The organism is Nonomuraea deserti (genome assembly GCF_004348685.1).
Lineage (GTDB): Bacteria > Actinomycetota > Actinomycetes > Streptosporangiales > Streptosporangiaceae > Nonomuraea > Nonomuraea deserti.
This window is the reverse complement of record NZ_SMKO01000178.1, coordinates 1-22,652: the sequence shown is the minus strand read 5'-3', so window position 1 is coordinate 22,652 and position 22,652 is coordinate 1. Positions and strand designations below refer to the sequence as shown.

Sequence of the window (22,652 nt, the reverse complement as noted above, 5' to 3'; positions counted from 1 at the left end):
CTCCCAGACGACACCCCGCGCCCGACCCGCACGGACCATGCGCCCCGCGGACGGTCTTCCGGACGACGCGTCCCGCGGACGGCCCGCACGCCCGACGCACCCCGCGCCCGATTCCGCCCGGCCGCCTGGACACGATGCGTTCCGCGGACGGCCGCAGGGTGTTCGAGCCGGTGGCCGGGCCGGGTGGGGCCGCCCGGTCCTGGGTGCGGCGGCCCGGGTGCCGTGGCCGGTTCTCCTGAAGGCTCTGAGCTGGTCATTTCTCGGAAAGACGGCACCCGGCGCAAGGGTGCGAACCGGGGCATCGCAGTAGCGTCGGCGGCATGAAGATCGACGTGGTGCTGCCCTGCCTCAACGAGGCGGCGGCCCTCCCGTGGGTGCTCGGGCGGATGCCGCACGGCTTCCACCCGATCGTGGTCGACAACGGCTCGGCCGACGGGTCCGCGAAGATCGCCGCCGAGCTCGGCGCGACGGTGGTGAGCGAGCCGCGGACCGGGTTCGGCGCCGCCTGCCACGCCGGGCTCGCCGCCGCCACCGCGGACGTCGTGTGCTTCATGGACGCCGACGCGTCGCTGGATCCAGAACAGCTGCCCCGGGTGAGCGGGCCCGTCATGGCCGGCGAGGCCGACCTCGTCCTGGGCCGCCGGGTCCGCCGGCCCGGCGCGTCGTGGCCGGCGCACGCCAGGCTCGGCAACGCCGTGCTGGCCAGGCGGTTGCGCCGCCGTACCGGTGCCCGGCTGCGCGACCTGGGGCCGATGCGCGCCTGCCGGCGCGTCGCGCTGCTCCGGCTGGGGATCGTCGACCGGCGCTTCGGCTACCCGCTGGAGATGGTCCTGCGCGCGGCAGCGGCGCGCTGGCGCATCGTCGAAGTCGATGTCGACTACCTGCCCCGCAACGGCCGCTCGAAGGTGACCGGCACGGTACGCGGCACCCTGCGGGCCATCGGCGACATGCGGCGGGTCATGGCCCGCCAGGACGGAACCACGTGAACCGGACGCAGATCGTCGTGATCGCCAAGGAGCCCGTGCCGGGGAAGGTCAAGACCCGGCTCGTACCGCCGCTCACCCCCGAGGAGGCGGCCACCGTGGCCGGGGCCGCGCTGGAGGACACGCTGCGCGCGGTCGCCCAGACGCCGGCCGTCCGCCGGGTGCTGGTTCTCGAAGGCGCGCCCGGAGCGTGGCTGCCCGCCGGCTTCACCGTGCTCCCGCAGCGCGGCGGCGGCCTGGACGAGCGGCTGGCGGCGGCCTTCGAGGACGCGTACCGGCTGCTGCCCGTACCCGTCGTGCTGATCGGCATGGACACCCCGCAAATCACCCCGGGCCTGCTGGCCGACGCCGTGGCGCTGCTCGACGGCCGCGACGCGGTGTTCGGCCCCGCCAACGACGGCGGCTTCTGGCTGCTCGGGCTGCGCGACCCCGACCCCGCGCTGCTGCTCGGCGTGCCCATGTCGGAGCCGGACACCGGAGAGATCCAGCTGCGGCGGATGGAGGAGGCGGGGATGAGCGTCGCGTCGCTGCCGTGCCTGACCGACGTGGACACCATGGCGGACGCGATCGAGGTGGCGGCGCTGGCTCCGCGCACCCGCTACGCCGCCGCGCTCGCCGGGACCGGGACGCGGCTGTGACCGGCGCGCGCGGCCGTACGGTGGTGGTGACGGGGGCCGCCGGGTTCATCGGCAGTCACGTGGTGGAGGCGCTGGAGGCGGCCGGTCACGAGGTCGTGCCGCTCGACCTGCGCTCCGGCGGCGACGTACGCGACCCCGTACTGCTCGACCGGCTGCTGGCGGGCGCCGGCGCGGTCGTGCACCAGGCGGCCAAGGTCGGCCTCGGCGTGAACGTGGCCGACCTGCCCGACTATGTCTCGGCCAACGTGTACGGCACGGCGGTGCTGCTGGCCGCGATGGCCGCCCGCCACGTCAGGCGGCTGGTGCTGGCCTCCTCCATGGTGGTCTACGGCGAGGGCGCCTACGACTGCGCGCGGCACGGCCGGGTACGGCCCGGCCCGCGCTCGGCCGGGGACATGGCGCGGGGCTCGTTCGAGCCGTGCTGTCCCCGCTGCGGAGACCAGGTGCGCTACTCCCCCATCGACGAGGACGCGCCGGTGGATCCGCGCAACGCCTACGCCACCACGAAACTCGCGCAGGAACACCTCGCCGCCAACTGGGCGCGCGAGACCGGCGGGACCGCGGTCGCCCTCCGCTACCACAACGTGTACGGCCCCAGGATGCCGAGGGACACCCCCTACTCGGGGGTCGCGGCGATCTTCCGGTCCGCGCTGGAGGCCGGTCGTGCGCCCCGGGTGTTCGAGGACGGCGGGCAGACGCGCGACTTCGTACATGTCCGCGACGTCGCCGGCGCGAACGTCGCCGCCCTCACCGGCGGACGGCCGGGATGCCTGGCCGCGTACAACATCGCCAGCGGGGAGCCGCACACCGTCGGCGAGCTGGCCAGGGAACTGGCGGCGCAGCGCGGCGGCCCCGAACCGGTCGTCACCGGGGAGTACCGGCTGGGCGACGTGCGCCACATCGTGGCCGCCCCGCACCGGGCCGCCGCGGAGCTCGGCTTCCGTGCGCGGATCCGCTTCGCGGAGGGCATGAAGGAGTTCGCCACCGCGCCACTCGCCTGAACCGAACCACCCCACCACCACACCACACGCCTTAACCGAACTACCCCGCCACACACCTGAGCCCCGACCACCTTCGCACCGCAACACTCCAGGCGAGGCCAGGCCAGGCCACGCCACGGACGTCACCACGTCCCCGCTGGGCCTCCCGCTACGGTGTCGGGGCGGTGCAGGTGGCGAACCAACGGCCGGCGGTGGTCCACAGGTCGACGGTGGGGAAGCCGCAGCCAGCGGCGAGCGGGCCGATGTCGTCGGCGCAGACGGTCGCCCACCGGAACCAGTCGCCGGTGCGGCCACCGTGGCGCAGCCGTACGCGGTCCACCGTGCTCCCCGAGCCCGGCGGGCGCACCTCGGCGAGCACGGATCCACCCGGCCTGACCAGCTGCCGCAGGCGCCGCAGCAGCGCCACGGGGTCGCCGTCGATCCCGATGTTGCCGTCGGCCAGCAGTGCCTCGGCCCACAGCCCGGCGCCGGGAACGGGTTCGAAGACGCACCGGAGCAGAGCCAGGCCGCCCGCGCGCCGGGTCAGCTCGACGGCCAGCGGTGTGATGTCGATGCCCAGGGCGAAGATGCCCCTGCGGGCGAGCGCCGCGGTCAGCCGGCCGGCTCCCGAGCCGACGTCCAGTGTTGGGCCGCCGCACCGGTCCAGCACGTCCTCGTCGCCGTCGATGGGCCGCAGCCAGCGTTCGGCGGCGAGCGGGCGGACGCGGCCGTCGGAGTACTCGACCTCGACGTACCGTCCTCGTAGATTGTGCTCGTAGAACGTACCGATCATGGCGCCCCGGCTCCCGAGGGGAACCGAACCCGTGTCCCCGTGACGTCCGGCACGATGCCGCGCGTAGTAACGCCCCGGCCGGAAGGGCCCGCCGGACGCGAGTCAGGCGGAGCCGGACGCGGGTCGGGTGGGCCGGGGCGCGGCCACGGCCGCGCGGCCCCGTCGGTTACTGCCGTGGGCGCGCCACGCGCGCGTCCGGGCGGCTCGTCCGGCACTCATCCCCCCGTAGCCGATGTCGAATGCTGGTGTCCTTACCGGATATACCATCTGTTATTCCTCATCACGCTGCGCATTCACCCAGCGAGAAAAGCGTTGGCCCGCGCGTGCGCCGCGTCGCTAGCGTGTCGCCGGTGACGTACGAGAACCCCCTGGCCTACGTGCTCGGCCTGCAAGGCATGGCTTTGATGCGCTCCTTCACCGGGGAGCATGACCGCGCGTTCGTCGAGGCACGCATCGCCGAGATCCGGCGCCTGCTGGACGATCCGGCACTGGCCGATGCCGCCGTCGACGTCGTCCGGGTCGACACGGTCGAGGGCTATCGGATCTGGTCGCAGACGTACGACGGCCCCAACTCGACGTTCTCCTACGACGAGCCGATCGTCGAGGAGATCGTCGGCGAGTTGCCGGTGGGCGTCGCCCTCGACGCCGCGTGCGGCACGGGACGGTTCGCCGCGGCCCTGGCCGGTCGCGGCCACCAGATCATCGGCGTCGACAGCTCGCCCGACATGCTCGCCCGCGCTCGCGAGCGGGTGCCGGAGGGCGACTTCCGTCTCGGCCCTCTCGACCGGTTGCCGGTCGAGGATGCCGCCGTCGACCTGATCGTCTGCTCCCTGGCGCTCACCCATGTCCCCTCGCTGGATCCGGTGCTGGCCGAGTTCGCCAGGGTGCTGCGCCCGGGCGGGCACGTGGTGATCTCCGACATCCATCCCGAGGGCGTGGCCCGCGGCATCATCCCGTCGTTGCGGCTGGCGGACGACCGGCCCGCCCGCGTGGCCACCTACCACCACCGGATCGGCGACTACGTGCGCGCCGCCCTGCGGGCAGGGCTGGAGGTCCGCCGCTGCGAGGAGCCGCGAGAGCCCGGCGCCGAGGTCCCCGAGCCGAAGGATCCGCCGCGCGAGCCGGGGTCACTCGGGCCGTGGGATTTGTGGCCGTGGGTCCTGGTCGACCTCGCGCCCGAGGGGGCGCGGGCGGCCGTCGACGGCGCGCCCGCCATCGTCGTCTGGCACCTCCAACGGGCGGCCGCCTGACGTGGACAGGCCGTGAAGAACCTGCCGCCGCTCGGCCCCACGCCCCACGTGGACACGTCGGGGAGAGCCTCTCCTCGCTGCTCGGCCGCTCGCCTGACGGGTTGAGCGCCCGGGCGTCTTACGCCTACGGCGTGCCGTCAGTCCCGTCGCCGAGGGAACGCAGGGCCACGGGCGGGGGGCGTTCGCAGGTGCTCGCGATGGTCACCGCCGTGCCGGAACGCGCCGCGTCCAGCAGCGACTCCATGACGTCGAGCACGTGGAAGGCCAGCGATCCGCCCGCGCGCGGCTCCGCGCCCCCGGCTGCATGGGGGCCGGCCGACGCGAGGTCCGCCAGTCCCACGCCGCGCCCGGCCTCGACGTAGCCGGCCGCCGCCGGCAGCTCTCGCCAGCTCTCCTCCCCCAGCACCGAGGCGAGGACGGCGCCGTCGAAGTGGTTCGGGTCGGGCACGACGAGCGAGCCCTTCTCCCCGTGCACCTCGATGTTGGGCGACTTGGTCGCCACCCCGTCGAAGCTCATCACGAGCGTGGACAGCGCCCCTGACGCGTGCACGAGCACCCCGGTGACGTGGGTGTCGACGCTGACCGGGATCTCCTCGCCCTGGCGGGGGCCCGAGCCGATCGTGCGCTTGGCCCGTGTGCGCCCGGCGGCGCCGACGACGGTCGCCACCGGCCCGAGCAGCGTCACCAGGCAGGTGATGTAGTAGGGGCCCATGTCGAGCAGCGGGCCGCCGCCGGGGGCGTAGTAGAAGTCGGGGTTGGGGTGCCAGCGCTCGTGGCCCGGCGTCATCATCGTCGCGGTGGCCGCGACCGGCCGCCCGATCAGGCCGTCGTCGATCGCCTTGCGCGCGGTCTGCGTGCCCGTCCCTAACACCGTGTCGGGCGCGCAGCCGACGCGTACCCCGGCCTCGCCGGCCGCCTGCAGCACCCGCGCGGCGTCGGCCACGTTCGCGGCCAGGGGCTTCTCGCAGTAGACGTCCTTTCCGGCGGCGATGGCCCGCAACGCGATCTCGGCGTGGGCGGCCGGGACGGTCAGGTTGAGCACGACGTCGACGCGCGGGTCGGCCATCAGGTCGGCCACGCTCAGCACGTCGGTGCCGGGGTAGGGCCGCACCGCCTCCCGTGCCCTGTCGAGGTCGAGGTCGGCCACCGCGACCAGCCGCACCCTGCGGCAGCCGTTCGATGGTGCGGAAGTACTGGGCGGAGATCGCGCCGCACCCGACGACGCCCACGTTCACCGGCTCGCCCACACCATGCCCCTTTCGATGACGGTGCGCACGCTGTCGTGCTGGAGCACGTCGACGCTGTGCCCCGGGGTCGCGACGAAGATCCGTCCCTTTCCCCACCGCCGGGTCCAGAGGGCGGGCGAGGTCACCTCGCGGTGCCACGGGTCCCACGGGCGCACCCGCTGCGTGGTCGTGGCCAGCACGTCGATGTAGTCGTCCGTCAGCACCCAGTACTGCTCGGTGACGAGGTCGAAGTCGGCGATGCCCTCGGTGATGGGGTGCCCGGCCGCCTCGGGCGACATGTTCACGGTGTACGGGACGAAGTAGTGCTCCTGCGTGCCCGCGTCCGCCGCGTCCGGCTCCTTGCCCGGGTGGCAGGCGAACTGCCCGCCGATGAGGTGCAGGTAGTCGGAGGAGTTCCGGAAGGAGTCGGCGATGCCGCCGTGCCAGCCCGCCATCCCGGTGCCCGCCCGGATCGCGGCCTCCAGCCCTTGCAACTCGGCCCGCTCGATCGTGCCCATGGTGTAGCACTGCACGACGAGGTCGACGCCGGACATGAATGCGGCGTCCGCGTACGGTGCGGGAGAGTCCGACCTGACCACCTCGAACCCCTGCTTCTCCAGGAAGGGCACGAAGAGTTCGGTGGCCTCGACGGGGGCGTGCCCCTCCCAGCCTCCCCGCACCACAAGGGCTTTCCTGCCGTTCTCACCTGTCATGCCATCACCCATCGCTCTATGGTCAACGACTCCGATGGTCGCATCCCGCCCCGCGTTCCAGGAGGCCGGGCCGGTGAAAGGATCGTGACCTCAGCTGAGTGAAAGGCACAGGAGATGGCTCCGAACATCGCTACCGCACGCCGCGTCGAGCTCCCCGAGCTGCTCGATTTCCTCCGCCCCAGGCATCACGGCCTGCTGTCCACCACCCGCGCCGACGGGCGGCCGCAGCTCTCGCCGGTCTCCTGCGGCGTCGACGAGGGCGGCACGATCGTGGTCTCCACCTATCCCGACCGCGCCAAGGCGCGCAACGCCCGCCGGGACGAGCGGGCGTCGATCTGCGTGCTGTCCGACGACTGGAACGGCCCGTACGTCCAGGTGGACGGCCGCGCCGAGGTGCTCGACATGCCCGAGGCCCTGGAGGCGCTGGTCGGCTACTACCGGTGCATCGCCGGCGAGCACCCCGACTGGGACGAGTACAGGGCGGCCATGCGGCGCCAGGACAAGTCGTTGATCCGCCTGCACATCGAGCGCTGGGGGCCCATCGCGACCGGCGGGTTCCCCGCGCGGCTGGTGTCCGGAGACTGAGACCCGGACAGTCGTGCGATCGGGCGGCGGCGCCACCGGGCGTCGCCGCCCGCCTCATGAGCACGGCGCTGGAGCACGAACCTGGGCACGGCGCTGAGCACGGGCGCTGGAGCACGAACCTGCGCACGGCGCTGACGCGCGTGGCCGCGACCTCTCGTCGGGCATGTCCGCGTAGGTCCCTTGACATCCGCAATCTCGCAGGTTAGCGTCCTCGAAACCTGGAATTAACGTTCACGTGAACGTTCATCCTCACCCAGGTAATTGTCGACGAGAAGGACGCCCCCTTGAGCGTGGACACCCATGTTCCGGCCGATGACCTCCGGCGCGCGCTGATCGCAGCAGACCCCAAACTTTCCAAGTTCAACCCGCTCCCCCGCATACTCGCCTTCGACGAGTTCAATACAGGAACGCACGGCTGGTGCGAACTCATCGGAAACCACGACGGCCACGGAAATCTCGACACGGTCGACGTGCACATGCGGGACTTCCGCCCGCCGCAGCTCAGCTCGTGCGATTTCTTCGACATCGGCACGCACGCCGCGATGAGCGGCAATTACGCGCTCAAGGTCGCCACCCGGCCGGTGACCGGTCACACCGCGGTGGCGATCCGCCGGCTGACCATGGCCAGGCGCGGGGTGGTGCAGTTCGAGACGTACTTCACCTACAAGAGCGAGGCGGCCACCGCGGAGTCCTCGCTCGGCAACAGCTTCGGCGACATCGAGTGGGACGGCAACCTGCACCCGTCCGAGGCCCAGTTCGGGGCGTTCACGGTGGCCACGGACCTGTGCGACGGCGAGGGCATCCGCTATCACTGCGTCGCCCGCTACCAGAACACCGACCTGGACCACAATTTCACCAGGCGCTGGATGTACCCCGTGGTGCCCGAGCCGACGCCCAGGGAGAACCTGCACAACCAGGAGAACCTGTCGCCCACCGAGGACTTCACCGCGCCCGACCCCGAGGACTGGCGCCCGCTCGACGAGGAGCCGCAGTTCCTCTGCTACAACGAGGTGCCGACCAAGGTCAACTGGCACTATCTGCGCTGGCAGTTCGACACCAGGACCCGCACGAACATCGAGTTGCAGGTCAATGACCGGATCATGGACATGCGCCAGGTCCCGGTGCCCGCCTATCCCGACAAGTACGACGGCCTGGAGAACCTGCTCAATTTCTATGTGAGCGTGCGCACCCACTCTCCGGTACGCAACTTCCTTTTCCTTGATTCCGCACTGATTTCCGTGGATTGGTGAACACCGGCATGAGGCACGCTCTTACCGCCGTTCTTGAGCGCAACAGCACTTTTACCGCAGACTTCGTGACCGAGCCGTACGAGGCCGGGTGGGCTGCTGAGGCGCGCTGGTTCGTACGGACCCTGGCGCTGGAGGGCGACAACCCCGGCCTGCGGCTGACCGCCCAGATCTCCCCGGACGGGCTGCACTGGTGCGACGACGACGAGAGTGCCGAGCAGGTCGCCACGGAGCCCGGGCTGGTGTCCATGCGGGTGCGCGAGTTCGGTCACTGGTTGCGCCTGCGGGCCACGCTGACCGGCGGCGACCCGAAGGCCAAGGTCCTGATCTACCTGGCACTCAAGAGCTGAGAGGAGCTCGACATGACGGCAACGGAGGGAGTGGGCAGGCGGCGGTTCCTGTCCCTCCTGGGAGCCGGGGCCGCCGGCGCCTCCCTCCCCGGCCTCGTCACCGGATGCGCCCCCGGAGGCAAGGGGACGGGACCGGCCGCAGGGGGGAACCGGCCGCTCAGCGCCGCGTTCTACCAGGCGATCAACGACCTGGACCCTCACGGCGCGAGCGCAGTGGACGAGGCGTCGCTGCTCGCCAACCGGCAGATCTACGACACGCTCGTCGCCTGGGACGGCGCGAAGGCGACGCCCGGCCTGGCCACGTCGTGGCGCCAGCCCGACGAGACGACGTGGGAGTTCACCCTCCGCGACGGCGTCGTCTTCCACGACGGCAGCAAGCTGACCTCGGCCGACGTCAAGGCGTCGCTGGAGCGGCTGGCCGCCTCCGACGGCCCGCAGAAGCCGCTGTGGTCCACGGTGGACACGATCAAGGCTCCCGACCCGAGCACCATCACGATCACCACGAAGGAGCCCGTCGGCACCCTGCTGGTGAACCTGACCCTCGCCTTCATCCTGCCCGCCGCCCAGATCGGCAAGGGCGACCTGTCGCGCAAGGCGATCGGCAGCGGCCCCTTCGCCGTCGAGTCGTTCACGCCGTCGTCACAACTGCTGCTCAAGCCCGCGCCCGGCTACTGGGGCGGGGCGTCCAAACTGGCCGGCCTGCGCCTGCCGTACATCCCCGAGTCCTCCACGCGCATGACGTCGCTGCAGAACGGCGAGGTGGACGTCACCTGGATCATCCCGCCCGACGAGCTCGAACGGCTGCGCGGCGTCGACGGCGTGAAGATCGAGAGCAAGCCGGGCGTCAACTACTTCCTCACCTGGTTCAACTGCGGCAGGAAACCCTTCTCCGACCCGCGCGTGCGCCGCGCGCTGCTCCACGCGCTCGACATCAAGACCATCGTCTCCAGCCTGTACGGCGACGCCGCCGCCGTCATGGACGCCCCGATCCCGTCCGCCGTCTTCGGCCACGCCCCGCAGAAGCCCTACGCGTACGACCCCGACCTGGCCAGGCGCGAGCTGGCCGAGGCCGGTCACGGCTCCGGGATCCGCACCTCGATGATGTGGTTCAAGGACACCGGGCCCCTCGCCACCGAGCTGGCCCAGTCGATCATCTCGGCCTGGGCCAAGGTCGGCGTGGTCGTCGAGCCGCAGCAGATCGAGAAGGCGGCCTGGCTCAAGCGGCTGACGGCGCTCGACTGGGACATCGAGCTCCAGGTCAACACCGTGACCACCGGCGACGCCGACTACACCCTCGGCCGGCTCTACACCAGCGAGGCCAACCGCATGGGCTACGCGAACAAGGAGCTCGACGGCCTCCTCGCCAAGGCCAAGGCCACCTCCGACCAGGATGAGCGCAAGTCGCTGTACGGCCGGGCATGCGAGATCATCTGGCGTGACGCGGTCGGCGTCTTCCCCGCGGCGCTGGCCGCCACGTACGGGCTGCGCTCCTCCGTCGCGGGCTTCGTCCCCGCGGCCAACAGCCAGCCCGAGTTCCGCACGGTGTCGACCACCGGGTGATCCGTGCGAGACCAGACCCGGCCCGGGAGCGCCATGCGTGAGGCACGCCGTACGACATTGAAGGACATCGCCGAGAGCCTCGGCGTCTCCGTGAACACCGTCTCCAGAGCCCTCGCCGACAAGGACAGCGTCGGCCTGGAGACGCGCAAGCGGGTGAAGGCCGAGGCCGAGCGGCTGGGCTACGTGCCCAACTCCACGGCCAGGTCGCTGGTCCTCGGCTCAGCGAGCACGCTCGGCATGGTGATCACCAATCCGTCCAACCCGTTCTACGCCCAGCTCATCAGCGGGATGGAGCAGCACTGCCGGCGGCACGGCTACTCCTTACTGCTGATGGCGACGGAGGAGAGCCTGGCCAACGAGCGGCGCGCGGCCGAGGAGCTGCTGCGCCGCGGCGTGGACGGGGTGCTCGTGGTGACGGTGCAGGAGGGGGCCGAGCACTGGCGGCGGTTCCGTGCGGCCGGGGTCCCGCTGGTCCTGATCAACCGTGACGTGCCCGAGCTCAACGCCGACCTGGTGGGCGTCGACCACGTCAAGGGCGGCTACGAGGCCGCCAGGCACGCCATCGCCCAGGGCGCCAGGAAGATCTACTTCCTGGAGGAGGACCTGGGCGTCTCGGCGGTCGCCGACCGCGTCCAGGGCTACCGGCGGGCCATGGCCGACAGCGGCCTGCCCGTCGAGCCCGACACCATGATCAGGGTGCCGACCCGGCGGCTGGAGCAGAGCGCGATGCCGTGGGACCCGAGCGAGGCGTACCGGCTGGCCAGGGAGGTCGTGCGGTCCGCGCAGCGCCCGATGGCGTTCGTGGCCGGCAACGACTATTTCGCGCTCGGCGTCTACCGGGTCGCCGACGAGGCCGGGCTGCGGATCCCCGACGACATCCTGGTCGTCGGCTACGGCGGCCACCCGTTCGCCCCCTACGTGATCCCCTCGCTCACCACCGTGGAACTGCCCGCCGCGGACATCGCCGTGTCCGCCGTGGACCGCATGCTGCGGCGGCTCGGCGAGGCGGCGGGGGCGCCGCAGCAGGTCCTGTTCCCGCCCCGCCTGGTCGTGCGGGCGTCGAGCGGCGGGGGCGGCACATGACCGCCTATCTCGGACGGCGGCTCGCCCAGGCGCTGCTCCAGATCTGGGGCGCGATCACGATCGTCTTCATCGCCCTGCGCGTGCTGCCCGGCGACCCGGCCGAGCTGATCCTCGGCAGCCAGGCCACGCCCGAGGCGCTGGAGGAGCTGCGCGGCAACCTCGGGCTCGACGAGCCCCTGCTCGTCCAGTACGCCACCCACATGCGGGACGTCGTCGCCCTCGACTTCGGCCACTCGTGGCGGCAGAGCGTGAACGCCCTGGACGCCTGCCTGGAACGTCTCGGCTCGACCCTGTCCCTGTCGGCGTGGGCGATGGTGATCACCATCGTGCTGGGCTTCGCGGCCGGTTCGTTCGCCGCCCGCCGCGCGAACACCTGGGCCGACCATCTGGTCTCGGTGTCCTCGCTGGTCGGCCAGGCGCTGCCGCCGTTCTGGATCGGCATCATGCTCTCGCTCATCTTCGCGCGCTGGCTGCAGATTCTGCCCAGCACGGCCGACGGCACCATGGTCAGCCTGCTGCTGCCCGCGTTCACGCTGGCGCTGCCGTTCGTGGGCTGGCTGGGCCGGCTCGTGCGCACCGGGATCCTCGAGGAGATGAACCAGGACTACGTCCGCACGGCCCACGCCAAGGGCATGAGCCACCGGGTGGTCTTCTACATCCACGTGCTGCGCAACACCCTGGTGCCGGTGGTGACCATGCTGGGCCTGCTCATGGGCTACTTCATCGCGAACGGCGTCATCGTCGAGGTGATCTTCGCCTGGCCCGGGATCGGGTCGCTGCTCATCGACTCGATCACCTTCCGCGACTACGCCGTGGTCGAGGCCGTCCTGACCGTGATCACGGTCTGCTACATCCTGCTCAACCTGCTGGTCGACGTGCTCTACGTGTACCTCGATCCCAGGATCCAGTTGGAGAACGCCTGATGACAGTGAACGTGCGAGGCGCGACACTCGCCGGCCGGCTGGCCGCGCTGCCCCTGCGCGCGCACCTGGCGCTCGGGACCGTGCTGCTGTTCGTGCTGGCCGGCCTGCTCGGGCCGCTGCTGGCGCCGTACGACGCGGCGCGCACCAGCCCGGTCGACCGGCTGCTGCCGCCGGGCACCCGGCTGTCCGACGGCGCGATGGCGTGGCTCGGCACCGACCAGGTCGGGCAGGACATCCTGGCCGAGGTGCTGGCCGGGATGCGCACCTCGCTGACGGTCGCGCTGGTGACCGTGGCCGTCGGCGGGTCGGTCGGGCTGCTGCTCGGCCTGCTCGCGGGCTACTTCGGCGGCTGGGCCGACGGGATCATCTCCAGGGTCGGCGACATCCAGCTCGCCTTCCCCAGCCTGCTGCTGGCCATCCTGCTGGCCGGGGTCCTCGGCCCGAGCATGGTGAACGTGATCATCGCGCTGGCGGTCACCAGATGGGTGATCTTCGCCAGGGTGGTGCGCGGTTCGGCGCTCGCCGTGCGCGACCGGGAGTTCGTGGACTCGGCGCGGGTGATGGGCGCCTCCCATGCGCGCATCCTCGCCGGCTACATCCTGCCGTCGTGCCTGCCGCCGCTGATGGTCGCGGCCACCGTGCAGGTCGGCCTGACCATGGTCGCCGAGGCGTCGCTGAGCTTCCTCGGCCTCGGCGTGCCCGCCTCTCAGGCGTCCTGGGGCTCCACGATCGCCGAGGGCCGCGACTACCTCGCGTCCGCCTGGTGGATCGCCGCCGTGCCGGGCGCCGCCCTGGCGCTCGTCGTGGTGAGCATCGGCGTCCTCGGCGACCTGCTGCGCGACGCCTCCGACCCGATGACGGAGCTGTGACGATGCCGGACGAGAGGGCGAACGAATCCGCGACCCCGCTGCTGGAGGTCGAGGACCTGGCCGTGGAGTTCGACACGCCCGCGGGTCCGCTGCGGGCCGTGCGCGGGGTCTCCTTCGAGGTCGGCGAGTGCGAGACGCTCGCGATCGTCGGCGAGTCCGGCAGCGGCAAGAGCGTGACCGCCCAGACGCTGATGGGGCTGGTGCCGCTGTCGGCGCGGATCGCGGGAGGGCGCGTCGCGATCGAGGGCCGCGACGTCGTCGGGCTGTCCGACCGCGAGTGGCAGGCGCTGCGGGGCGAGCGCATCTCCATGATCTTCCAGGATCCGCTGAGCGCGCTGAACCCGTCGCTGACGGTGGGCTACCAGATCGCGGAGATGTTCCGCAGGCACCGCGGCGCCGGCCGGGCGGAGGCCCGCCGACGGGCGGCGGAGCTGATGGCGCAGGTGGGCATCCCCGACGCCGAGCGGCGGCTGGACGACCATCCGCACCGCTTCTCCGGCGGCATGCGGCAGCGGGTGATGATCGCGATGGCGCTGGCGCTCGACCCGCGGCTGCTCATCGCCGACGAGCCCACCACCGCGCTGGACGTGACCGTCCAGGCGCAGATCCTGCGGCTGCTGCGGCAGCGGCAGCGGGCCGAGCGGCTCGGCATGATCCTCATCAGCCACGACCTCGGCGTGGTCGCGCGGGCGGCCGACCGGGTGGCCGTCATGTACGCGGGCCGCATCGTCGAGACCGGCACCGTGGCCGAGGTGTACGAGCGGCCCGCCCACCCGTACACGCTGGGCCTGATGCGGGCGGTGCCCGATCCCCGCGACATCGGCGCCCCGCTGGAGGCGATCGAGGGCCGGCCGCCCGACCTGGCCGCGCGGCCCGCCGGCTGCGCCTTCCACCCGCGTTGCCCGTTCGCCAGGGACGTCTGCCGCACGGACGATCCCGCGCCGCGAGAGCTCGGCCTCCGCCGGGCCAGTGCCTGCCACTTCGCGGAGGAGGTGATCGCGCATGGCCGAGGCTGAGCCCCTGCTGGAGCTGTCCGACCTGGTGACGAGCTACCGCCTGCGGCCGGGGATCGGCCGGCCCGGCGGCGAGGTGCGGGCCGTGGCCGGCGTGAGCCTGACCGTCCACGCGGGCGAGACCGTCGGGCTGGTCGGCGAGTCCGGGTGCGGCAAGTCCACGATCGCCCGGACCATCGTCGGCCTGGTGCGCCCGTCCGGCGGCAAGGTCCTCTTCGACGGCCGCGACCTGGGCACCCTGCCCGCCAAGGAGCTGCGCAGGCTGCGCCGGGACATCCAGCTCGTCTTCCAGGACCCGTACGCCTCGCTGAACCCGCGCATGACCGTCGCCGCCCTGATCAAGGAGGCGTGGCGCATCCACCCCGGGCTGGTGCCGCGCGAGCGGTGGGACGACGAGGTGCGCGCCCTGCTGGAGCGCGTCGGCCTGCGCGCCGAGCACGCCGGCCGCTACCCCCACCAGTTCTCGGGCGGGCAGCGCCAGCGCATCAGCATCGCCAGGGCGCTGGCCGTGCGGCCCCGGCTGATCGTCTGCGACGAGGCCGTGTCCGCGCTCGACGTCTCGGTGCGGGCGCAGATCCTCAACCTGCTGCAGGAGCTGCAGCGCGACCTTGGCGTGTCGTACCTGTTCATCTCGCACGACCTGGGCGTCGTCCGGCACCTGTGCGACCGGGTGGCGGTGATGTACCTGGGCAAGATCGTCGAAACCGGTTCCAAGGAGGACATCTACCGGAGCCCGGCCCACCCGTACACGCAGGCTCTGCTGTCGGCGGCCCCCAGCCTGGACGACTGGCGGGCCGACGAGGACGGCGAGCACGGCGAGATCGTCCTGACCGGAGATGTTCCCTCACCGTTGCGCCCGCCGACAGGCTGCCGTTTCCGTACGCGCTGCTGGCGGGCCCAGGATCGGTGCCGCGACGAGGAACCGGCGCTGGTCGAACGGGACACGGGTCACCCGGTCGCCTGCCACTTCCCCGGAGCGCTTCCACCCCCCGCCACGACGGCGCCCGAGGGCGGCCGTCCCATGAAGGAGTGATCCATGCCAGGCACGTTCCTGCCCGCGCTCGCCACGGGCGCCCTGATGGCCACCGCCGTGCTGGCCGGCGCGGGCCCCGCCGCCGCCTCCGCGAGCACCTGCGCGGACGCGCCCGCCACGCCGGTGACGACGGCTGCCGTCTTCAACGACCCGGTGAGCGGGGACGGGGCGGCGCTCGTCCGGAAGCTCTGCGGCCTCGTCCGGCAGACGCCCTCGGGCGCCCGCATCCAGGTCGCCCACTTCGTCATGTCGGGCGCCGCGGGCACGGAGTTCGCCGACGAGCTCGTCAAGGCGCACCAGCGTGACGTTGACGTGCAGGTCGTCCTGGACGGCGACAGGCGCGGCGCGGCCATCGCGGAGAAGCTGGCGGCGGCGCTGGGCACGGACACCTCGGCGCGCTCCTGGCTGCACGTGTGCACCGGCCCGCCCTCCGGCGGCACCGCCGCCTGCATCGGCAACAAGGGCCAGCACAACAAGTTCTACCTGTTCTCGCGCACCGGCGACGCCTCCGAGGTGGTGGTGCAGTCGTCGGCCAACCTGACCGACCTCAACTCCACGACGTACTGGAACAACGCGGTCGTCCTGCCCGGCAACCGGCGCCTGTACGCGGCCTACGCCGGCTACTTCGCCGACCTGGCCGCCGAGCGCAAGAACCTCGACTACTACCGGGTCGTCCAGACCGGCGGGCCCGGCGGCTCCGTACGGGCCCACTTCTTCCCCAAGGCGAGCGGCGACCCCATCGTCGATCACCTCGGCAAGGTCTCCTGCCGGGGCGGGACGACGATCAGGGTCGGCATGTCGGAGTGGGACACCTACCGCGTCGCGATCCCGCAGCGGCTGCGTGACCTGGCCGCCCAGGGCTGTACGGTGCGGATCGTCTACGGGATCATGGACGACGAGGTCAAGGAGCTCCTCCAGGCCGAGCCGCGCGTCGAGCTGCGCGCCCTCGGCGACGGGGGTTCGCTGCCCGGCCGCGTCCACTCGAAATACCTGCTCGTCGAGGGCTCGTACGACGGCGACCGCCACGCCCGCCGGGTGTTCACCGGCAGCCACAACTACAACGAGACCTCGCTGCGCCGCAACGACGAGGTACTGCTGCGGCTCAACAATCGGGGCGTGTACGAGCAGTACGTGGCGAACTTCGAGCGCATGCGCGAGGTGGCATCGCCCGCGACGCAGGCGTAGCGGGGCGGCCGGTCACGACATGCGCTGCCCGGCGCTGCGCACGCCGGCCCGCGTAGGGCCTCGCTAGGGCCGGGCGGCGCCGCAGAGCGTGTGGTCGACCAGCGTGGAGAGGGCGCGGCCGGTGCGCAGCAGGGCGTCGAGATCGCCGAGGGAGCGGGAGGTCGTCTCCACCGCCACGCTGTGCTCCGCGTCCTCGGTCACGCCCACCCGGGTGGAGAAGCCGGCTTCGTCGCCGCCGTGGCCCCAGTAGCCGCCACCGCAGGTCAGCGGGAGATACATCAGGCCGAGGCCGTAAGCGGCCCCGGTGAGGCCCATCTGCCGAAGCGCCGTGGCCGGAACGGTCTGCCGCATCTGCGCCAGCTGCGCCGGGGCGAGGAGTTTCCCGCCCAGCAGCGCGCGGAAGAACCGGTTGAGGTCGCCCGTGGTGCTGATCATCGCCCCGGCCGCGTCGCCCTGGCTCGGGTCGTGCACGGTGACGTCCGTCAGCGGGCCGTCCGGGGTGAACCGCGCGTAGGCCTTGGCGTGCGGGTCGGGCAGGCGCGGGTCGAGACGTGGGACGAGCGTGTGCCGCAGGTTCAGCGGGGTGAGGATGCGCCGCTCGACCTCCCGGTGCCAGGTGCGGCCGGTGACCTTATGGATGATCATGCCGAGGAGGACGTAGTTGGTGTTGGAGTAGCCCCACTCGGCGCCGGGGGCGAAGGCCGGCCGCTTCTCCATGGCCAGGGCGACGAGCTGCTCGGGCCGCCAGCGCCGCAGCCGCTCGCGGCGCCACTGCTCCGGCGAGGTGGCGGGGCGGAGGTATTCGGGGATGCCGCTGGTGTGCTGCAGGAGCTGGCGTACGGTGACCTCGCGCCCGTCGTTGCCGTGGCCGCTGACGACGCCCGGCAGCCACGTGTCGACGGTGTCGTCCAGCGACAGCCTGCCCTCGCCGACCAGCTGGAGCACGACCGTGGCGACGAAGGTCTTGGTGGTGCTGCCGATCCGGAAGTAGCCGTCGCGCGGCATGGCCGCCCCGGTTCTGCGGTCGGCGACCCCGGAGCGGGCGGACGACCGTCCCGCACCGGTCCTGGCCTCGGCGAGGACGCCTACCACGCCGGTCTCGTGGACGGCCCGCACGTCGTCGCGCAGCCGCTCCTGGGCCGCGCTGTCCGGCTGCGGCACGGCGGGGGCGGCGACGGCCGGCGGTGCGGACGGCTTGGGCGGCGCCGCAGCGGTCGCCGTCGCGACGATTCCGGCGGCCGAGACGACGGTCAGGACGCGCGTGCCGAACCGGCGGACGAGCGGTCGGCTGCTGTGGACGAGCATGAGTCCCCTCCTGGGAATCGCTGGTGGATCGCCGGGAGGCAATACCAGCGGAATGCCGGTTACCAGGAGGGAACGGCGGCTTTTACCGCGTTGTAACCCCTCGCCGGTGATACTCGCATGCGAATGATCTGGGGGATGCGCGATGCGGGTGCTAGTGGTGGAGGATCACCGGGAGCTCGCCGAGACGTTGGCGGGCGGGCTGCGCCGGGAGGGCCTGGCGGTCGACGTGGCGTACGACGGGGCGGGAGCGCTGGAGCGCAGCTCCGTCAACCGCTACGACGTCGTCGTGCTGGATCGTGACCTGCCCGGCCTGCACGGCGATCAGGTGTGCCGCACGCTGGTCCGCGAGCGGTATCCGGCACGGATACTGATGCTCACCGCGGCCGCCACGATCGACGACCGGGTGGACGGGTTGAGCGTCGGGGCGGACGACTACCTGCCCAAGCCCTTCGCCTTCGCCGAGCTCGTGGCCCGCGTCCGGGCGCTGGCGCGGCGGGCGCAACCCGCGGTGCCGCCGATCCTGGCACACGGCGAGCTCCGCGTGGATCCCGGCCGCCGCGTCGCCACGCGGGCAGGCCGCCGGCTCGACCTGAGCCCCAAGGAGTTCGCCGTGCTGGAGCTCCTCCTGGCCGCCCAGGGCCGCGCGCTCTCCGCCGAGGAGCTGCTGGAACGTGCCTGGGACGAAGCCGCCGACCCCTTCACCGCCACCGTCAAGGTGACCGTCAGCCGCCTGCGTCGCAAGCTCGGCGACCCGCCGCTGATCGAAACGGTCCCTCAGGCGGGGTATCGGCTCCCGTGGTCAGCATGAAGCCGTTCGCCCGGTGGACGGTCCGGCTGCGCCTCACGCTGCTGTACGGAGTGCTGTTCCTCGGGGCGGGCGCGGTGCTGCTCGCCGTCACGTACGTGCTCGTCGTCCACGGGCCGCCGTTCGTGAAGGTGGAGCCGCCGGCCGCACCCCGCCTGCGGGACGTGTTCGAGCGGCCGGTGCCGGTGGTGGAGCCGCCGGTCCAGCGGCGGGCCGAGTACCTGTGGCGGTTCCTGGTGGCGTCGGTGCTGGCGCTGGTGCTGATGACCTTCGCCGCGGTCGGGCTGGGCTGGGTGGTGGCGGGGCGGGTGCTGCGTCCGTTGCGGACGATCACGGCGACCGTGCGGGAGATCTCCGCACGCGATCTGCACCAGCGGCTCGGCTCTCAAGGACCCGATGACGAGATCAGGGACCTGGCGGACACCTTCGACGGGCTGCTCGGGCGGTTGGAGGCGGCGTTCGAGGCGCAGCGGGCGTTCGTCGCCAACGCCTCCCACGAGCTGCGTACCCCGCTGACCTTCGAACGGAGCCTGCTGGAGATCGCGCTGGCCGATCCCGACGCCGGCGTGCGGGACCTGCGGGCCGCCTGCGAACGTGTCCTGACCAGCAACCAGGGCCAGGAACGGCTCATCGAGGCGCTGCTCACCCTCTCCCGCAGCCAGCGCGGGCTGGACCAGCACGAGGATCTGGACCTGGCGGAGGCGGCCCAGGCCACGCTCGGCTCCGCCCGCGCCGAAGCCGCCGCACGCGGGGTACGGGTGGAGGCGGCCCTGGCCGTCGCCCGCACAGCGGGCGATCCTCGGCTGGTCGAACGGCTGGCGGCCAACCTGGTGCACAACGCCGTGCGCCACAACGTCGCCGGCGGCTGGGCACACGTCTGGACCGGGATCGACGCGGGACGGCCGACGCTGCGCGTGCGCAACAGCGGGCCGGTCATCCCCGCCGACCAGGTCGACGCCCTGTTCCAGCCCTTCAGAAGGCTCGCGGGCGACCGGACCGCGGACGGGCACGGCCTGGGGCTCGGGCTGTCCATCGTGGCGGCCGTCGCCGCCGCCCACCACGCCGAGCTCACCGCCCGCGCGCTTCCCGGCGGCGGCCTCGAGGTGCGGGCCGGCTTCCCGGGCGACGCCTGACGAGGGATCAGGCGGGCACCTCTCCGAGAGACGGCTCTCAGCCGCTGCGGCCCTCCAGGCCCGCGATCGCGATCGTGCCGGACGTGCCGCGCAGGCCGAAGCCGTGGCGGAAGCCCTCGCGGGCCTGCGGGGTGGCCAGCGTGTCGCCGATCGAGGCCGTGCGCAGCCGCCGCCACTCGCCACCCGTCCCGGCCGTACGGGCGAAGGAGGTGATGGTGTCGCCGGACAACACCAGCGCGAACCGGTCGCCGGGCTCCAGGGTCAGCGCGGCGTCACCGGGCGTGTCGAGGAACCGGCCGCCGACCCGCACGTTGATGCCCGACTGCTTGCGGGTGTGGTTGTACCAGGCGGTCACGTAGTCGTCCTGGTCCTTGACCCAGCCGACGAACACGCTGTCCTCGGCGCTGCCGGTGCCGGCGAAGCTCCCGGCCGTCACCATGCTGATCGCGTCGGCCGACGACGGCCCCGCCGGTCCCGCGACCACGCCGAAGAACGGCCGCGCGCCGCTGCCCGCGAACCTGCCGCCGCCGGCCGTGATGTCCGGCTCGGCCTCGCCGTCCTCCGGCCGGTGCACGGTGTAGCGCGCGGAGGTGTCGGTGGCGAACGTGTCCTCCACCTCGACCCGCGCGTACGCGGCCGGGTCGAGCTCCCGCTCCACGTGCGCGTACGCGCTCACCGCCCGCGCCCGCCCGTCGTAGGCGGCGAAGGCGCGCACCGGGTGCACGTCGGGGCGCGGCCCGTCGCCGTCCGGCGGCGACACCCGCCAGCGCACCGTGAACTCGCCGCCCGGCCGCACCACGGGCGTCTCGGTCCTGCCGCGCGGCTCGGCGGACCAGCCGGGCGGCACGGCCAGCTCGACCTTCACCCCCGTGGCCGGCCCGCGACCGTGGTTGGCGAACGTCGTGGTGACGGCGGCGGGTGTGCCCTGCTCGGTGACGGACACGTCGAGGCTGGTGTCGCCGGCGGCGGGCGACCACGCCTGCAGCTCGGTGACGCCGACGTACGCGCCCGGCCGCGGCACGAACACCAGCCGGATCGCGGTCGTCGTCAGCTCGGGGAACGTGACCCGGTTCAGCGCCGCGCCGGCGGGCCGCTCCGGCGTGCGCTCCTGGCCCGGCACCTCGCGCCACGCCCCGCCGTCCAGGAACTCCAGCAGGTACGACGCCGGCGCCCGCACCTCGCCGCCGTCGTCGTAGGTGTGGAACCGCACGTCGCTCACCCGGGTCGGCACGCCGAAGTCGACGCCGAGATGGTCCTCGGCGTTCGGCGAGCGGTAGTTCGTCCACCGGCTGTGCGGGATGTCGTCGTAGAAGATCCGCCCGTCAACGGCGTCCCACACGCTGTCGATGCCACCCGTGTAGGAGGCGAACGGCTTGGGGTGGCCGGCGCCGTGCGGGTTCGCGGCGTCGTTGCTCGGGCGCGCGGCGCGGTCCGGAGCGCGGCCCGGCACGCGGGCGGCCAGCTCGCCGAGCCCGGGCCGCGCGGCCGCGAGCCTGCCGTCCACGTAGAGGCGCAGGCCCTTGCCCTGGCCGTACCTCGTGCCGTCGCGGTCCCACAGGACCGTCACGTTGTGCCCGTGGTAGGGCACGTTCTCCAGCGCGAAATGCGTCCATCCGGCGGGGGCCAGCGGGTTGACCACGACCTCGCCGCCCGCCTGCGGGCGCAGCCCGATCAGGCCGCTGATCACCAGGTCGTTGAAGGTGGAGTGGTTGTAGTGCTCGCTGTGGCCCCTGCCGTCGTAGATCCAGCGCGGTTCGTCGGGGTGGTGCGCCTCGGCGACGTACGGGCGGCCGTCCTTGTACTGGGTGAGCGCGTAGCCGCGCAGCAGGCGGTAGTAGTCGGCGGCGGTCACCACGTCCTGGTCGCGCTCGTTGAGCAGGTTGGCCAGCCCGGTCAGCGTGGTCGACGTCGAGTACGGCCAGCTCGGCCCGTTCCAGCGGCAGCAGCCGCTCAGCGCGTCCTTCATGAACAGCGGGCTGCGCCGCTCGGCGGTCGTCGGCCCGTACGGCGCGGCGAACCCCCGCGAGTCGAGCAGTTGCGCCCACGCCCCCTCGGTGCCGGGCCTGGCCATGCCGAACGCCCACGGCACGAACCCGATCTGCTCCCTGGTGGACACCAGCTTCTGCTCGGGGTCCAGGTCGGCGCGGGCCTTGTGGTAGAAGAACTGCCGCTCCTCATCCCACAGGTGGCGGTGCAGGGCGTCGCGCAGCGCGCCGGCCCGCCGCCCGAACGTCCTGGCCAGCGACCTGTCGCCGCGCATCTCGGCGATCGCCGCGATGGCCCTGGCGTCGCCGTACTGGTAGGCGTTCAGCGTCGGCCGGTAGCCCGCGCCGCCGTGATAGGGGTCCTCCGGGTCGGTCTCGTAGGAGGAGGCGGTGTACTCCATCGCGTCCCACACCGGCACCGACCAGTAGAGGCCGAGCCGCTCGTCGTACTGGCCGCCCCACTTGTCGTACTGGCGGACCAGGTCGGGCAGCAGGTCCTCGACGAAGGACGCGTCGCCGGTGACGAGGTAGCGCTGGTAGGCGGCGTCGGCGGCCCACCACGCGTACTGGTGGGCCCAGTCGTCGGTGTCCTCGTTGACGTAGTCCTCCTTCGGCTTGGGTCCCGCGCCGGGGCCCTTCAGCCAGTAGGTGAGGTAGTCGTCGATCGGGCGGGTGTCGCGCAGCCAGCGGCCTTCGTACACGTGGTGGCCCGCGGCGGCGACGATGCCGCCGAGCGGCGCGGCGTAGCCGGGGGCGTTGTGGAACTCGGTGATGATGTGGCCGGTCGCGGAGTCGGTGTAGCGGATGTGCCGCTTGAAGGTGCTCCAGCGGTAGTAGTAGACGTCCTGGATCTCCTGGTCGGGCACGTCCAGGAACGGGATGTTGGCTTCGTACCACTCCGGCTCGGCGAGGCCGGTCAGCAGCGCGCGGTGGTCGAGGAAGTCCGTGCCCCTGCCGACCTCCGGGTAGACCGGCGGGGGCACGGACTTCCTC

The 22,652-nt window shown here is 72.5% G+C and carries 21 protein-coding genes; 16 read left to right on the top strand and 5 right to left on the bottom strand.

Annotation, left to right across the window (positions count from 1 at the left end; translation table 11 throughout):
- The first annotated feature begins 320 nt into the window (after positions 1 to 320).
- Genes E1292_RS39985 through E1292_RS39975 form a run of 3 tightly spaced genes read left to right on the top strand, consistent with a single transcriptional unit; the run spans position 321 to position 2,622 of the window.
- Complete coding sequence (locus E1292_RS39985) at positions 321 to 986, top strand: glycosyltransferase family 2 protein (RefSeq protein WP_132603905.1); 666 nt, start codon at positions 321 to 323, stop codon at positions 984 to 986.
- Positions 983 to 1,621, top strand: a complete 639-nt coding sequence (locus tag E1292_RS39980; RefSeq protein ID WP_132603902.1) for a TIGR04282 family arsenosugar biosynthesis glycosyltransferase — start codon at positions 983 to 985, stop codon at positions 1,619 to 1,621. The genes E1292_RS39985 and E1292_RS39980 overlap by 4 nt, the downstream gene beginning before the upstream one ends.
- A complete protein-coding gene (locus E1292_RS39975; protein ID WP_246090650.1) occupies positions 1,618 to 2,622 on the top strand; it encodes an NAD-dependent epimerase/dehydratase family protein in 1,005 nt (334 codons plus the stop codon). Before E1292_RS39980 ends, E1292_RS39975 begins: the two co-directional genes overlap by 4 nt.
- Positions 2,623 to 2,770: 148 nt before the next feature.
- Here the strand turns inward: E1292_RS39975 and E1292_RS39970 are convergent, their stop codons facing one another.
- Complete coding sequence (locus E1292_RS39970; protein WP_132603899.1) at positions 2,771 to 3,394, bottom strand: methyltransferase domain-containing protein; 624 nt, start codon at positions 3,392 to 3,394, stop codon at positions 2,771 to 2,773.
- Positions 3,395 to 3,744: 350 nt separating this feature from the next.
- Between E1292_RS39970 and E1292_RS39965 the strand changes: the two genes are divergently transcribed.
- Entirely contained in the window at positions 3,745 to 4,644 is a 900-nt protein-coding gene (locus E1292_RS39965; protein ID WP_132603896.1) for a class I SAM-dependent methyltransferase, read from the top strand.
- A 124-nt stretch (positions 4,645 to 4,768) separates the two neighbouring features.
- Here the strand turns inward: E1292_RS39965 and E1292_RS39960 are convergent, their stop codons facing one another.
- Both E1292_RS39960 and E1292_RS39955 read right to left on the bottom strand, forming a co-directional pair.
- Positions 4,769 to 5,806 carry a Gfo/Idh/MocA family protein gene (locus E1292_RS39960; RefSeq protein WP_246090649.1) on the bottom strand — a complete coding sequence of 346 codons (1,038 nt, stop codon included), beginning with the start codon at positions 5,804 to 5,806 and terminating at the stop codon, positions 4,769 to 4,771.
- A gap of 69 nt (positions 5,807 to 5,875) precedes the next feature.
- On the bottom strand, positions 5,876 to 6,583 hold the full coding sequence (locus E1292_RS39955; protein WP_132603893.1) for a ThuA domain-containing protein: 708 nt from the start codon (positions 6,581 to 6,583) through the stop codon (positions 5,876 to 5,878).
- Positions 6,584 to 6,697: 114 nt separating this feature from the next.
- On the opposite strand from E1292_RS39955, the gene E1292_RS39950 reads away from it, so the two are divergent.
- The 10 genes from E1292_RS39950 to E1292_RS39905 all read left to right on the top strand — a co-directional run bounded on the left by E1292_RS39950 (position 6,698) and on the right by E1292_RS39905 (position 16,431).
- Positions 6,698 to 7,168, top strand: coding sequence for a PPOX class F420-dependent oxidoreductase (locus E1292_RS39950; RefSeq protein ID WP_132603890.1), 471 nt, complete (start codon positions 6,698 to 6,700; stop codon positions 7,166 to 7,168).
- Positions 7,169 to 7,458: 290 nt separating this feature from the next.
- Complete coding sequence (locus tag E1292_RS39945) at positions 7,459 to 8,418, top strand: DUF6772 family protein (protein WP_181958364.1); 960 nt, start codon at positions 7,459 to 7,461, stop codon at positions 8,416 to 8,418.
- Between the two features lie 65 nt (positions 8,419 to 8,483).
- On the top strand, positions 8,484 to 8,765 hold the full coding sequence (locus tag E1292_RS39940) for a hypothetical protein (protein ID WP_220447296.1): 282 nt from the start codon (positions 8,484 to 8,486) through the stop codon (positions 8,763 to 8,765).
- A gap of 12 nt (positions 8,766 to 8,777) precedes the next feature.
- Positions 8,778 to 10,325 (top strand): ABC transporter substrate-binding protein, encoded by a 1,548-nt coding sequence (locus tag E1292_RS39935; protein WP_132603884.1) that lies wholly within the window; start codon positions 8,778 to 8,780, stop codon positions 10,323 to 10,325.
- A 33-nt stretch (positions 10,326 to 10,358) separates the two neighbouring features.
- On the top strand, positions 10,359 to 11,408 hold the full coding sequence (locus E1292_RS39930; protein ID WP_132603881.1) for a LacI family DNA-binding transcriptional regulator: 1,050 nt from the start codon (positions 10,359 to 10,361) through the stop codon (positions 11,406 to 11,408).
- Positions 11,405 to 12,331: an ABC transporter permease gene (locus E1292_RS39925; protein ID WP_132603878.1), complete on the top strand. Its 927-nt coding sequence runs from the start codon at positions 11,405 to 11,407 to the stop codon at positions 12,329 to 12,331. Before E1292_RS39930 ends, E1292_RS39925 begins: the two co-directional genes overlap by 4 nt.
- On the top strand, positions 12,331 to 13,200 hold the full coding sequence (locus E1292_RS39920; RefSeq protein WP_132603875.1) for an ABC transporter permease: 870 nt from the start codon (positions 12,331 to 12,333) through the stop codon (positions 13,198 to 13,200). Before E1292_RS39925 ends, E1292_RS39920 begins: the two co-directional genes overlap by 1 nt.
- Before the next feature lie 2 nt (positions 13,201 to 13,202).
- Complete coding sequence (locus E1292_RS39915; protein WP_132603872.1) at positions 13,203 to 14,216, top strand: ABC transporter ATP-binding protein; 1,014 nt, start codon at positions 13,203 to 13,205, stop codon at positions 14,214 to 14,216.
- On the top strand, positions 14,203 to 15,246 hold the full coding sequence (locus E1292_RS39910) for an ABC transporter ATP-binding protein (RefSeq protein WP_132603869.1): 1,044 nt from the start codon (positions 14,203 to 14,205) through the stop codon (positions 15,244 to 15,246). The genes E1292_RS39915 and E1292_RS39910 overlap by 14 nt, the downstream gene beginning before the upstream one ends.
- A gap of 3 nt (positions 15,247 to 15,249) precedes the next feature.
- Entirely contained in the window at positions 15,250 to 16,431 is a 1,182-nt protein-coding gene (locus E1292_RS39905; RefSeq protein WP_220447295.1) for a phospholipase D-like domain-containing protein, read from the top strand.
- A 63-nt stretch (positions 16,432 to 16,494) separates the two neighbouring features.
- Here the strand turns inward: E1292_RS39905 and E1292_RS39900 are convergent, their stop codons facing one another.
- The gene (locus E1292_RS39900; protein WP_132603866.1) at positions 16,495 to 17,736 is read right to left on the bottom strand and encodes a serine hydrolase domain-containing protein; all 1,242 of its coding nucleotides are present in this window, start codon (positions 17,734 to 17,736) and stop codon (positions 16,495 to 16,497) included.
- 142 nt (positions 17,737 to 17,878) lie between these two features.
- On the opposite strand from E1292_RS39900, the gene E1292_RS39895 reads away from it, so the two are divergent.
- Together E1292_RS39895 and E1292_RS39890 are read left to right on the top strand one after the other, a co-directional pair.
- Positions 17,879 to 18,544, top strand: coding sequence for a response regulator transcription factor (locus E1292_RS39895; RefSeq protein ID WP_132603863.1), 666 nt, complete (start codon positions 17,879 to 17,881; stop codon positions 18,542 to 18,544).
- Positions 18,541 to 19,674, top strand: coding sequence for a sensor histidine kinase (locus tag E1292_RS39890; RefSeq protein WP_132603860.1), 1,134 nt, complete (start codon positions 18,541 to 18,543; stop codon positions 19,672 to 19,674). Before E1292_RS39895 ends, E1292_RS39890 begins: the two co-directional genes overlap by 4 nt.
- A 37-nt stretch (positions 19,675 to 19,711) precedes the next feature.
- Here the strand turns inward: E1292_RS39890 and E1292_RS39885 are convergent.
- Positions 19,712 to 22,652: MGH1-like glycoside hydrolase domain-containing protein (locus E1292_RS39885; RefSeq protein ID WP_220447294.1), on the bottom strand; the 2,941-nt coding region annotated here is incomplete at its 5' end.